Here is a 12,980-nt window from a genome sequence, read left to right on the forward strand (position 1 = left end):
GTATATCTTCCATCTTCTGGCGTCTGACCTGAAGCTGGTCATTCAATTCTTCGTTATTCGACATCCTGTTCACTCCTCTAGATTGGTCGTGCGTTTACAGCGTGTACTATGTCCATTGTACACAAATCCGCTGCGTAAAAAAAGCCGCTTGCTAAGCGGTCTCTCCTTCGCAAGATGATCCGGTGCCGGGGCAGAGTTCATTCTTTGCCATTCCAGCCGGTATCCGCTGCTTTCCACAGCCTGACACCGCCTTCCGCCGCTGCAGGCATTTCGCGATATAGGCGGCCGCTGCCGGGTTCCTGCACGTCCGGAGCGAGTTCTGCAAGCGGTATCAGCACAAATGCGCGTTCATGCATACGCGGATGCGGAATTGTCAGTGTTTCCGTATCCATTCTTTCTTCATTATACAGAAGGATGTCGAGATCTGCTGTCCGCGGTCCCCACCGTACTGTACGGACGCGTCCTAGCTCCTGTTCGATCCGCTGGCACACCTCCAGCAGCTCACCGGCAGACAAAGACGTCTCGACCCGGACAGCGACATTGAGGAAGTCCGCCTGCTCGGTCAGTCCGACCGGCGCTGTCTCATAGATCGACGAGACGACAGCCGGCCCGACGCCGTCCGCTGCGCGCAGCAGATCCACCGCACGCGCCAGGTTCGCTTCCCGGTCTCCCATGTTTGTACCGATGGACAGATAGGCTGTATTCAACGCAGCTGCCCCCTCTCGACCTCGACTGCCACGGATGCATAGTGTCCCGGGATCGGCGGATCGGGTTTCACGACTTTCACGCGCACACCGCTCACCTGCTCCTGATAATCCGTCAGAAGCTTTGCCGCAACCCGCTCGGCTACAGTCTCTATCAGCTTCACCGGCTCACCTTCCGCAATACTGCGGACCGTCTCGTAGACCTCTGCATAATTCACTGTCGCGGAGAGATCATCCGTCCTGCCTGCCTGCTGCAGATCCGCAGCCAGTGTCACCGATATGGTGAACCGCTGGCCGAGAACCGTCTCTTCTGCCAGCGCGCCATGATAGCCGTAGAACTGCATTTCGTTTATATGAATGAAGTCCAATCGTTCCGCCCCCTTCTCACTCGGTATAATGCTGTTTTCCTGTCAGCACATCCATCATTCTGACCATCCGGGCAATCGGTTCCACGTCATGCACCCGGACAATATGGCAGCCGTGTTCGACGCCGTAGCAGACAGTCGCCCCCGTCCCTTCCAACCGCTGATCGACAGGCAGATCAAGGACACGGCCGACCAGAGACTTTTTCGATGTCCCGAGCAGCACCGGGTAGCCGAGTTCCGACAACCGGCCGAGACTCTGCATCGCTTCGATGTTCTGCCGGACGTCTTTTGCGAATCCGATACCCGGATCGAGCCAGATGTTTCCGGCCTCCACTCCCGCCTGTTCCGCAATCGCAATACTTTCTTCCATATCCGTAATCAGTTCATCACCCAGCTCCCCATCATAGACAGCTTGTTCACGGTTATGCATCAGGATGATCGGCGCATCGCAGGCTGCCGCCACTTCAGCAATCCTGGGTTCCCGTTTCGCCCCCCAGACGTCGTTGATGATATGGGCGCCTGCTGCGAGGGCCGCTTCCGCCACATCCGCTTTGTATGTATCGATCGACAATGCACAGCCGAATTCCGCGCTAAGCGCCTCGATGATCGGGATCGTGCGGGCCAGCTCTTCCTCAAGCGGCACAGGTGTGTGGCCCGGGCGCGTCGATTCCCCGCCGATGTCGATGATCTTCGCACCGGCAGCAACCATTTCTTCCGCATGCCGCAGCGCCGCGTCCGTCCGGCTGTAGCGGCCGCCGTCCGAGAACGAATCCGGCGTTACGTTCAGTATGCCCATAACGACCGTTTCGTTCTGGAAATCGATGAAGGTATCCCCAAGCTGATAGATCTTCTTTGCATGTTGCAATCTCATGCGGTTCCTCTCCCGTCTGTCTACACTCGTACTCCCCAGTTTACTGGCTGCCTGCCGCTTTTTCTAATGAAATGCACAAAAAGGGGGAAGCAGTCCGCTCCCCCCTTTTCCCGTATACCTTATTCTTCTTCGAATTGATAGAGCGGTGTACTCAAATACCGTTCGCCATTTGACGGAAGAATCGCAACGACGGTTTTTCCTTTGCCGAGTTCCCGTGCCGCTTTCAGGGCTGCAAACACGGCCGCTCCTGATGAAACCCCTCCGAGAATCCCTTCCTCTTTCGCAAGTCTCCGGGCATATTGATACGATTCATCGTTCGTGACTTGCGTGATGTCATCGTAAATGTCTGTATCGAGCACTTTGGGCACGAAGCCGGCACCGATCCCCTGAATTTTGTGGGGACCCGGCTTCCCTCCGGACAGCACTGCCGAGTCGGTCGGCTCCACGGCGATGATCTTCACACCGGGGAAACGCTCTTTCAGCACACTGCCGACACCTGTGATTGTTCCGCCTGTGCCGACCGCTGAAACGAATGCATCGACCTGTTCCAGTGCATCAGCAATTTCAGGTCCTGTCGTCAGACGGTGGACTTCCGGATTCGCCTCGTTGTTGAATTGCTGCGGAAGGAACCAGCCCTTTTCCTCAGCCAGCTGCTCCGCTTTGGCAATGGCGCCTTTCATCCCTTCGGCGCCAGGTGTGAGAACCAGCTCGGCTCCGTATGCGCGCAGCAGGTTGCGCCGCTCGAGACTCATCGTATCCGGCATGACGAGGACAGCTTTGTAGCCTTTCGCTGCAGCAATCATCGCCAGCCCGATTCCGGTATTGCCGCTCGTCGGCTCGATCAGCGTTCCGCCTTCCTTCAATTCTCCCGACTGTTCCGCTGCCTCAATCATCGCAAGTGCGATCCGGTCCTTGACACTGGAGCCCGGATTGAAATACTCCAATTTCAAATAGACATCTGCGTCATCAGGTCCCACCAGACGGTTCAGCTTGACCAAAGGCGTCCGGCCGACCAGATCCGCTACTGAATTTCCAATGTTTTTCATCTCGAACACTCCAATTCCTAGTTAGTAGGTAGGTTTTGTACTGTATTCAGTGTACAAGAGTATTGTGACAGTTGTCAAACATCTCTATCCCTTCCCGCATTAAAAAAACCCCGCAAAAATGCGGAGTCCTTCAGTTTCCATAAAACCAATGAGCATCGAATTCCTGCCAGAATGTTTCCGGCGTGACCGACTGGGAAAGCTGCTGAAGTGCGAGTTCCCTTCGGATATGCTCCTTAACGTCTTTCAATTTGAACGATCTGCCCTTCAGCACATCTTTTACATGCAGAATTCCATATGTGCCGTCAGAGAGCCGGATGATACCGCTTGTGTCCCCTGCTTTCATGGACTCGACCTGTTTGACGATCGCCGGGTCGGTCTCTTCGGAGCGGCTGCTGATAAAGCCGAGGTCGCCGCCGATGGATGCCGAGGCCGGATCGACGGACCGCTCCTTCGCAAGCACAGAGAAACTTGACCCGCCTTTCAGCTCGGCCGCCGCCTGCTCGGCATCCTCCTTGGTGGACGCCGCGAGAAGCGATGTACGATGCGCCGAAGGGATTTCATATTGGTCTTTGTTCTTCTTGTAATAAGCGGACACCGCTTCGTCCTCGACCACGATATCTTTTGTCAGGACACTGTCCAGGATGAGATCGGAACGCACTTTCTTTCTCATCTGTTCCGCATCCAGCCCGGTATAGGCTTTGCCGTCAGATGACGACAGCAGTGCAAGTTCCCGGTCCACTTCCTCGTCGGTGACTTTGATCTTGTACTCGTCAGCCGCTGTCTCCATGACCCGCTCATTGACCAGTCCAAGCAGGACATCGCGTCCGACTTCCTGCTCCATCGCCATCATCCATTCCTCACGGGTGATCGGTTTGCCTGCGACGGAGGCCACTTCCTCGCCCGCCTCGAACGGGCTTTCCGCCTTGTCGGGTATGAGCCAACCGATGAACCACAGGAGGTTCCCTGCCGCCAGGATGGCGATCAGGAGCAGCAGAGGCCCTGTCTTCAGTCTGCGCTTCGGCTGTGCGCCTCCTGAACGGTCAGGAACCCGCCCGGAGTTCATCGACAAATTCCTCTAATTCTTCTTTGGAGTACGTATACGTTTCCAGACAGAAATGGCATTCCGCCTCCGCCTGGCCGTCTTCAGCGATCATCTGGAGGATTTCCGCTTCCCCGAGACTCTTGATGGCCGTGCCGAAGCGGTCTTTCGAGCAGCTGCAATGGAAGTTCACGTCCATCTTATCGACAATCTGTACAATGTCAGCACCCAGCACTTCTTCGAGCACCTGCTCCGGAGACAGCCCGCGGTCGATCATTTTTGAGATCGGCTCCATACGGCTGATACGCGTCTCCAGTTCCGTAATGGTTTCGTCCTCGGCTCCCGGCATCACTTGGATAATGAAACCGCCCGACGCTTTCACCGTGTTGTCCGGGTTCACCAGGACACCGAGTGCTACTGCGGAAGGCACCTGCTCTGACACGACGAAGTACTGCGTGAAGTCTTCCGCCACTTCGCCAGATACAATCGGCGTCTGGCCGGTGAACATATCCCGGAGTCCGAGATCTTTGACGACCGTCAGCAAGCCGTCCGTTCCGACAGCGCGCCGGACGTCGAGTTTCCCTTGGGCATTCAAGTCGAAGTGCGTCTGCGGATTAATGGCATAGCCGCGGATATGGCCATGCGCGTCCGCGTCGGTGACGATGGCCCCGAGGGGTCCGCCGCCATCCAGTTTGACAGTCAGTTTGTCGTCGCCTTTCAGCATGGCACCCATCATGACTGTCGCTGTCATCGTCCGGCCGATGGCTGCGGTCGCAGTCGGCCATGAATAATGACGCCGCTGCATTTCACCGACCGCTCCCGTTGTGGTTGCGGCGTATGCGCGGATGGTCCCTCCGAACGCCAGTGCTTTTACTAAGTAATCATTCATCTGCCTATCTCTCCTTATCGGTTGCGTTCGTAAATCAGTTTCAGCCCCTTCAATGTCAGGAACTCATCGATGACATCGATCACTTCGGTCTCCTTGCCGATCAGCGGAGCAAGCCCGCCGGTGGCAATGACTGTCGGATTCTCCCGGCCGGCGTTTTTCATCCGGTTGACGAGACCTTCCACTTGTCCGACGTAGCCGTACAGGATGCCTGCCTGCATGGCGGACACTGTGTTCTTCCCGACGACGTGTTCAGGACGGGTGAGTTCCACTCGCGGAAGTTTGGAGGCGCGGTCGAACAGCGCTTCCATGGAAATGCTGACACCCGGCGCGATGGCTCCTCCCATATACTCTGCCCGTTCGTTGATATAACAATAAGTCGTCGCGGTGCCGAAATCTACGATGATAAGCGGACTGCCGTATTCATGTATCGCCGCCACCGCGTTGACAATCCGGTCCGCCCCGACTTCCCGTGGGTTTTCATACTTTATGTTCAGGCCCGTTTTCACCCCCGGACCGACAATGACAGGTTCCTGTTTGAAATACTTTTTACACATCTGTTCCAGCGGATGCATGACAGGCGGTACAACGGACGAAATGATGATCCCTGAAATGTCCGAGAACTCAAGACCGACATGCGCAAACAACGATTTCACCTGCATGGCGTACTCATCTTCGGTCTTTTGGCGGTAGGTCTCCATACGCCAATGATGCTTCAGGCCATCCCCTTCGTAGACGCCCAGTACGATGTTCGTATTGCCTGTATCCAAAACTAAGAGCATGTCCCATTCCTCACTGTTCTCAATAGTCTTTTTTCCCTCACATCATACCATACATCTTTTCAAAAAAAACAGCTGGCTGTCTCATGGCGGACAGCCAGCTGCTGATGATGATTAAAAGTCGTTTCGTTTCTCGTCCATCGAGCCAGGTGCTTCTTCAGGACCTGAGCTGTCCGGCAGGTTGCCGACAGATGGATCTGCCGGTGCACCGGTGACATCCGGATTGGCATCCGCATCTTCACCGACTTCTTTCCGGTCGTACGGACGGTCAGGCAGCGTGCCGTGATCTTTCAGGTGGTTGATCTGCTCGGCGTCGAGTGTTTCCACTTCGAGGAGCGTTTTTGCGATCAGATCGAGCAGGTCGCGGTTCTCCGTAAGGATCCGTTTCGTCCGCTCGTATTCACCTTTGATGATCGACTGCATTTCCTGATCGATTTCATACGCGATGGAATCGGAATAGTTCTGCTCGGAGTTGAAGTCACGGCCGAGGAAGACGTTGCCGCCCTGCTGCTGGCCGAATTGCATCGGTCCGAGTTTGTCGCTCATCCCGTACTCCGTCACCATGGAGCGCGCAATGCCGGTCGCCCGCTGGAAGTCATTATGCGCACCAGTGGACACTTCGCCGAGAACGATCTCTTCGGAAACCCGGCCGCCGAGGAGACCCGCGATCTTGTCGAGGAGTTCCGGCTTCGTCATGAAGTACCGGTCTTCCTTCGGCAGCATGACCGCATAGCCGCCTGCCTGGCCGCGCGGCACGATCGTCACTTTGTGGACGATCTCCGCGTCATCCAGGATGAGTCCTACGACGACGTGGCCTGCTTCGTGGTTTGCGACAATGCGGCGTTCCTTCTCGGAAATGACACGGCTCGTCTTGGCGGTACCCGCAATGACCCGGTCTGTCGCTTCATCGATATCCGCCATGTCGATCGTCGTCTTGTTGCGGCGGGCCGCAACGAGCGCCGCCTCGTTCAGGAGGTTCTCAAGATCGGCTCCTGAGAATCCAGGGGTCCGCTGTGCGAGCGCCTTCAGGTTGACAGTTTCATCGAGCGGCTTGTTGCGTGCATGCACTTTGAGTACAGCCTCGCGGCCTTTGACATCCGGGCGGCCGACTGTGATCTGACGGTCGAAACGGCCTGGACGCAGAAGTGCCGGGTCCAGGATATCCGGACGGTTCGTTGCAGCGACAATGATGATGCCTTCGTTTTCGCCGAAGCCATCCATTTCGACAAGCAGCTGGTTGAGCGTCTGTTCACGCTCATCATGACCGCCGCCGAGGCCTGCGCCCCGCTGGCGTCCGACTGCGTCGATTTCATCGATGAAAATGATACATGGTGCATTTTTCTTCGCATTTTCGAACAAGTCACGCACACGGGATGCACCGACACCGACGAACATTTCCACGAAGTCCGAACCGGAGATCGAGAAGAACGGCACGCCGGCTTCCCCTGCTACAGCACGGGCCAGGAGGGTTTTCCCGGTACCCGGAGGTCCTACTAACAGGATCCCCTTCGGAATACGTGCGCCGACTTCCGCGAATTTCCGCGGATCTTTCAGAAAGTCGACGACTTCGACAAGTTCCTGTTTCTCTTCATCCGCTCCGGCAACATCGGTGAAGCGGACTTTCTTGCGGTCATCGGAGTGCAATTTCGCTTTGCTTTTCCCGAAATTCATCACTTTTCCGCCACCGCCGCCGCCCTGCGCCTGGTTCAGCAGGAAGAAGAACAGGATGATGATGATGATAAATGGCACCAAGCCGGTGAAGAAGGATACCCAGGCACTCGTTTCAGGTGCCGGCAGGATATCCACTTCCGTTTTCGTTGTCTTCGCAAGATCACGGATATCGCTCATAGTCGTCTCATCATTCATCGGAACGTTGGTCGTGAACGTCTCGTCTTTCTTCGCGCCTTTCATATGCCCTTTTACTTCATAGACAAGCTGGACAGGCTGAAATTCGGCTCGTTCCACTTTCCCTTGTTCTAATGCTGTGAGAAATTCGTCATAACGGATCTTTTCCATTTTAGGGTTTGGATTGTTCAGCGAACTGAAGATTCCCATGATCGCCAGAAAAATCAGCCCATATAATAGAAAGTATCGAAATATTCGATTCATCCCAAGCCTCCTCATTTCTTCAACAGAAAACTATTGACAATCTTATCATATATGCAATTTGAATCACAAAGGAAATGACTTTGCAGAACAGCAAGTGCCATTCCCTTTTTCAGAGGCTCTTACATCGTATTCAGGTTGTGTAGATTTCCTTCTTCAGAACACCGATATATGGCAGGTTGCGGTATTTTTCCGCATAGTCCAGACCGTACCCGACGACGAACGCATCCGGCACTTCGAATCCGACCATATCCGCTTTCAGATCGACTTTGCGGCCGGTCGGCTTGTCGAGCAGTGTGACGATTTTGATGGAGTTCGCTTTCCGGTACTTGAACAGCTCCACCAAATACTTCAGCGTCTTCCCGCTGTCGATGATGTCCTCGAGGATGATGATGTCACGGCCTTCGATGCTCGTATTCAAGTCCTTGATGATCTTCACTTCACCGGAAGAAACGGTGGCATTCCCGTAGCTGGATACATCCATGAAATCGAGTTCTATGTACGCATCGAACCGTTTGATAAGATCGCTCATGAACGGAAGGGCACCTTTCAGCACGCCGATGACAAGCGGGAACTTCTCCTTATACTCGTCAGACAGCTGCTGGCCGAGTTCCGCCACTTTTTCCTGGAGCTGTTCTTCCGTGATAAGCACTTCCTGAATATCTTTTTCCAACATGAATAATTCCTCCTAAGGTTTGTGGGTCAACGAGCTGCTGGAGGATGCCGGCACTATTGCCGGTCCGTCATCAGTATGTAAGCTTCTCCATCCGGCTCTTCACTTGTGAATCGTCCGCCATACCGGACGAAAGGCACCGCACAGACACTGCCGTCTTCCGCGATGATAACGGGCAGTTCATCGCGCTGCGAGTGTCCGATCTTTTCATCGATGAACAGCCGGCTCAGCTTCTTCGGCGTGTCCATCCCTTTCAGGCGGATCCGGTCTCCCGGCTGCCGGACCCGGATCTCCGCAGGAAAGCCTTCTGGCGCGGGCCGGAAATACCGCCATTCCGAAACAGCCGCCAATTCATCGGCGGCTGCCTCGGACGCACGGCACCAGCGCAGCCGGAACGCCCCCCATCGGATCCACTGGTTTTCCGGGAAGGAGACGGGATGGCTGCCCCGTTCTGCAGGTCCGTTCCGCAAGAATATGGAACGGCCATATGTCCGTTCCAGCCTCCAGCCCTTCGGCAGATGGACAGCAGCACTGCCGTGCACCCCGTTCAGCTGACGGACGACTTGATTCACCAGAGAAGCGTTGTAAATTGCAGGTATAGTTTCCCCATTGTAAAGATACTTCAATAGTAGAGGAACCGTCCTCTTTTGTAAAGCAGGGTGCATGGCGGAAAACATCTCCGTTTCAATACAGAGCCTCCCCTTTTCGTCATGCCGGATAAGCTTTTCCGTCTGCTCTTCCGCAAGGCCGCCAAGAAGGTCATCCTCCTCTTGGAGTGTTTCCGTCATCCGTACGGACTGCACAGCTGCAGCCGGCTCTTCACGGAGCAGTGCCGGCAGCACGTGATGCCGGTACCGGTTGCGTGTATAGTCGTCTTTCATATTGCTCGGGTCCTCCCGATAGGCAAGATCGTGATCCGCTGCATATGCATAGAGATCGGCTTTTCCGAGCTGCAGGAAAGGACGGATCAGCCGGCCCTCCCCGAGATGCCGGACGGCGGGCATCCCTTTCGGCCGCTGTCCTTTCGTGATCTGCATCAGGACGGTCTCCAGCTGATCCTCCGAATGATGGGCAGCAGCAAGCACAGCATACCGCCCCTCCGCCATCACTTCTTTGAATTTCGCATATCTTCCTCTGCGGCAGACATCCTGGACGTTTCCGCCTGATGTTTCCATAAGTTCGGGTACAGGGACGGCAGTGCGGTGGCAGCGGACACCCAGCCGGTCCGCAAGCTGCTGCACCACTTCACCGTCTTCTGCGGATTCTGCGCCGCGGAGACAGTGATCGACATGTATGGCAGCCGTCTCAAAGCCGAAAACCGGGCGCATGGCTGCTAAATAGTGCAGCAGCGCCATGGAGTCCACGCCGCCGGAGCAGGCGACGAGCACACGGTCTCCTTTCTGCAACAGACCCTTTTCACGGATGAAGTCTGTCGCTTTCTGCAGTTGTGTCTTCTCCATACCCATCCGCCCCCTTCTCTTCCCCTCATACTACCACTTTCTGCCGGAAAAGTGATGGTGTCCGCACTTTCACACTCGACCAGCTCGGCACGATATGGTCCATCTTCATGACCAGGACAGTACGGTCATCCGCTGTCGTTTTGAACTTCCTTTCCATTTCGCCCATGATGCGGTCCGCAAGTGCTTCGCAGTCCAGCCCGCCATGCCGCTCCAGCGTCTGACAGAGCGACCGTTCCTGCTGCTCCAGCGGAATATCCCCATTGAAAATGCCGTCCGTCATCATGACGATGATATCGCCTGATTTCAGTTCTTCGTTTTTCGCCTCCACGGTAAAGGATGGCAGGAACCCGAACGGCACCGCTTTGCTGTCGACACGCAGGAATTCATCCCCCCGTTTGATATACGTGCTCATGGAACCTGCTTTCCACGACCAGAGCCGCCCGTCCTGCAGATCGATCAGCGCTAGATCGAGGGTCGCATACATATCGTCCAGTCCGTTCAGCGCCATCATATAATGCAGGGTGTGCATCGCTGTCTCCGGTCCCATCTTGCGGTCCAGGCACTCCCGCATGAGGCGGATCACTTTCTGGCTTTCATAGTACGCGTTGAGATCCTGCCCCATGCCGTCCGACAGCAGCACCGCCGTCAGCCCGTCATGGATCGGGAATACTTCATACGCATCCCCGGCATACAGTGATCCGCCGCCGGCAGTCGCGACGACGCCGTACTGCATGGAGAAACGGACAGCGGATGTGAACGTCAGCTGCAGATGGGTGAACGGCTGCTCCCGCATCACCGCTTTTTCCACCTGGAACGGCTCCTGGTACATCTCTTCCAAGATCGGCAGGATCAGCCGTTCCGCAACCGTCGTATCGGTCTCGAAGGACGAACGGCGCTCCGGGATGGAACAGACGATCCGCATGGACCCCTTCTCTTCCGATAAAATATCGATCTGGAAAAACTCGATATCCTGCGCACGCAGACAATTGCCGAGCTCTTCCTCAGACGGCTGATAGACCGTGACGTCCTCTTTGATATCTTTCATCATCTTTTCCAGATGGTTGCTCATATCCCGCAGCTGGAGTGCCAGCATCTTGCGGCCATGCTGCAGCTGGCCCATCAGCAGACGGTCGGCACCGCGCTCCTCCAGTTCCTCGATCAGCCCGTTATGGCGGACGCATTTATAGCGGATCTTCTCTTCGACACGGTGCCGGGCCGCCTTTTTCGTTGCCGAATAGGTCGACTCCCATTCGGACAGGAGCGCAGGCATGCTGTCGTCATTCGATTCCCAGCACTTCGCATAGCGGAAGCACGAACGGCAGGCGATCGGAGTCTCCTCTGCACGTGCTTTCTGCTGGGTCTCCTGGACAGGGAACTGGTCATTCACCATCGTCGACATGAACGATGCGAACTGCTGGAAGTCCGTCAGCTGCTCATCCAGCTGGCGGGCGAGCCACTGCTGCCGTTTCTCGGAGAGATCCTGCCGCTCCGGCTGCAGCATATCCGATACGGATGCAAGCCGTTTTGATGGAATGCAGAAGAACAACAATGTCGCTGCTCCGATCGTCACGAAATGCGTCTGATCGAGCGGCAGCGTCAGGTCATACAGCAGGAAAAAGACCGATGCGAATAAGCCGCCTGTTGCCACCCCCAGCTTCCCGAACCCTTTCATGGCACCGGCAGCAAACCCCGTCATGCCGTAGACCGTCATCATTCCGGTGAATGACAGTTCCGCCATCCCGGTAATGGCGGCGATCATCATGGCGACCGTCGTGGAGAACAGGATGCCGCCTGAGACTGCTGCGATGAGGATCGCCATATAAAGAAGCGCGCCCGGCACGGACACGAGCCCGATCATCAGGCGGTCCATCCCGGTTGCCGCCATCGCAGCGATGATGCAGGCCGCCCCGAGCTGCTCCGCACGCCATGGCGAATACAGCAGTTTATCGACCGGTGGGAAGGCGATGAACAGGAAGATTGTCATCACCAGGGCCAGCAGTGCTTCGAATCCGATGGACAGCTGGACCGTCAGCGGCGGCTGGCCTGCATACATGATCAGCTGCCAGAACACCTGCACCGCGATGATCGTAGCGGCAACGGTGAGCGGCACCGATTTCCTTGTGAATGAATGCCGGATGACCACATTGAACAGAAGCAGCTGCAGCACGAACAGCAGGGCCTGTCCTAACCCGAGGAACAGGCTTCCGCTCATGCCTCCGACGAATGCCGGAATCATATACTTCGGGTAGCGCATGACCGCAAGTGCCCAAACCGGCAGCAAAAATGGAACCGCTGCATCGAACAGGACTGCCTGCGCCAAGAAGAAGGAGCCGACCGCGAACAACAGCGATGTAAGCAGGTGCACTTTCCGTACCATTATCGATCCGATCAGGCTGTGAAGCGGATGCATCATCGTTCTCTCTGTATTGCTGCTGACCATCTTCATTTCTCATTCCCCCTATGACCTATTGCCGTTAAGTATACCGGGGGGCGGCTTCATATTTTGTCTCTTTCTGGCACCAGGTCCTAAAAACATTTCGACGGTTTACGTGCAGGTTGTCGACAGGGTGGGTGGGCTATTTTTGCGGGCTGCGCGTATCCGGGTCCGGGCCGCGCGTATTTTGCCGCGCGGGGGTATTTCTCCTTTGCTCGTGCACACTATGGAAAATTGTACGGAAACCGTTGACAAGTATTCCTGCAGTCTGTATGATGTAAAAGGTCGCAACTGTAGAGGTTGCGGATCATCCATTTGGCGGTGTAGCTCAGCTGGCTAGAGCGTACGGTTCATACCCGTGAGGTCGGGGGTTCGATCCCCTCCGCCGCTATACGAATTGCACACAAAGGGTCTGTCGACATGACAGGCCCTTTTTTTTGCGCTTTAGGACTGCTCGCGGATCATGATGCCGCCAGGGGGAATTGTAGGGGTGCTCATAAAACGAGGAAAGTGATCATAAATCCCGGATTATGATCATAAACCGCGGAAAGTGATCATAAACTTGGAATTTCGCTCATAAACCTCGTAAAGTGATCATAAACCCTGGACTCCGCTCA

At 55.7% G+C, this 12,980-nt stretch carries 12 protein-coding genes and 1 tRNA gene (1 of these 13 only partly in view); 1 reads left to right on the forward strand and 12 read right to left on the reverse strand.

Annotated elements, in window-relative coordinates:
- From lysS to QWT68_RS11710, 12 genes are all read right to left on the reverse strand, one after another.
- Positions 1-64 carry the beginning of a lysine--tRNA ligase gene (gene lysS / locus QWT68_RS11655; RefSeq protein ID WP_040285268.1) on the reverse strand. It extends 1,445 nt beyond the left edge of the window, so the window shows 64 of its 1,509 coding nt (coding positions 1-64); the start codon lies at positions 62-64; its stop codon lies beyond the left edge, outside the window.
- Positions 65-197: 133 nt separating this feature from the next.
- On the reverse strand, positions 198-707 hold the full coding sequence (folK, locus tag QWT68_RS11660; protein ID WP_290148493.1) for a 2-amino-4-hydroxy-6-hydroxymethyldihydropteridine diphosphokinase: 510 nt from the start codon (positions 705-707) through the stop codon (positions 198-200).
- Positions 704-1,072, reverse strand: a complete 369-nt coding sequence (gene folB, locus QWT68_RS11665) for a dihydroneopterin aldolase (protein ID WP_040285266.1) — start codon at positions 1,070-1,072, stop codon at positions 704-706. Before folB ends, folK begins: the two co-directional genes overlap by 4 nt.
- A 16-nt stretch (positions 1,073-1,088) precedes the next feature.
- Positions 1,089-1,940 (reverse strand): dihydropteroate synthase, encoded by an 852-nt coding sequence (gene folP, locus QWT68_RS11670; protein WP_040285265.1) that lies wholly within the window; start codon positions 1,938-1,940, stop codon positions 1,089-1,091.
- A 119-nt stretch (positions 1,941-2,059) separates the two neighbouring features.
- Positions 2,060-2,986: a cysteine synthase A gene (gene cysK / locus QWT68_RS11675; RefSeq protein WP_040285264.1), complete on the reverse strand. Its 927-nt coding sequence runs from the start codon at positions 2,984-2,986 to the stop codon at positions 2,060-2,062.
- 130 nt (positions 2,987-3,116) lie between these two features.
- A complete protein-coding gene (locus QWT68_RS11680) occupies positions 3,117-4,049 on the reverse strand; it encodes a peptidyl-prolyl cis-trans isomerase (protein WP_040285263.1) in 933 nt (310 codons plus the stop codon).
- Positions 4,027-4,914: an Hsp33 family molecular chaperone HslO gene (gene hslO, locus QWT68_RS11685; protein WP_040285262.1), complete on the reverse strand. Its 888-nt coding sequence runs from the start codon at positions 4,912-4,914 to the stop codon at positions 4,027-4,029. The genes QWT68_RS11680 and hslO overlap by 23 nt, the downstream gene beginning before the upstream one ends.
- Positions 4,915-4,928: 14 nt before the next feature.
- Positions 4,929-5,693, reverse strand: a complete 765-nt coding sequence (locus QWT68_RS11690) for a type III pantothenate kinase (RefSeq protein ID WP_040285261.1) — start codon at positions 5,691-5,693, stop codon at positions 4,929-4,931.
- Between the two features lie 111 nt (positions 5,694-5,804).
- The gene (gene ftsH, locus QWT68_RS11695; RefSeq protein ID WP_040285260.1) at positions 5,805-7,799 is read right to left on the reverse strand and encodes an ATP-dependent zinc metalloprotease FtsH; all 1,995 of its coding nucleotides are present in this window, start codon (positions 7,797-7,799) and stop codon (positions 5,805-5,807) included.
- A 130-nt stretch (positions 7,800-7,929) separates the two neighbouring features.
- Positions 7,930-8,472, reverse strand: a complete 543-nt coding sequence (hpt, locus tag QWT68_RS11700; RefSeq protein WP_040285259.1) for a hypoxanthine phosphoribosyltransferase — start codon at positions 8,470-8,472, stop codon at positions 7,930-7,932.
- A 53-nt stretch (positions 8,473-8,525) separates the two neighbouring features.
- Positions 8,526-9,929: a tRNA lysidine(34) synthetase TilS gene (gene tilS, locus QWT68_RS11705; RefSeq protein WP_290148500.1), complete on the reverse strand. Its 1,404-nt coding sequence runs from the start codon at positions 9,927-9,929 to the stop codon at positions 8,526-8,528.
- Positions 9,930-9,954: 25 nt separating this feature from the next.
- A complete protein-coding gene (locus QWT68_RS11710; RefSeq protein WP_052461637.1) occupies positions 9,955-12,375 on the reverse strand; it encodes a SpoIIE family protein phosphatase in 2,421 nt (806 codons plus the stop codon).
- Between the two features lie 305 nt (positions 12,376-12,680).
- Here QWT68_RS11710 and QWT68_RS11715 point away from each other — a divergent pair.
- Positions 12,681-12,754 (forward strand) — tRNA-Met (locus QWT68_RS11715).
- The last annotated feature ends 226 nt before the right edge of the window (positions 12,755-12,980 follow it).

This window comes from Sporosarcina trichiuri (genome assembly GCF_030406775.1).
In the GTDB taxonomy this organism is placed as follows: domain Bacteria; phylum Bacillota; class Bacilli; order Bacillales_A; family Planococcaceae; genus Sporosarcina; species Sporosarcina trichiuri.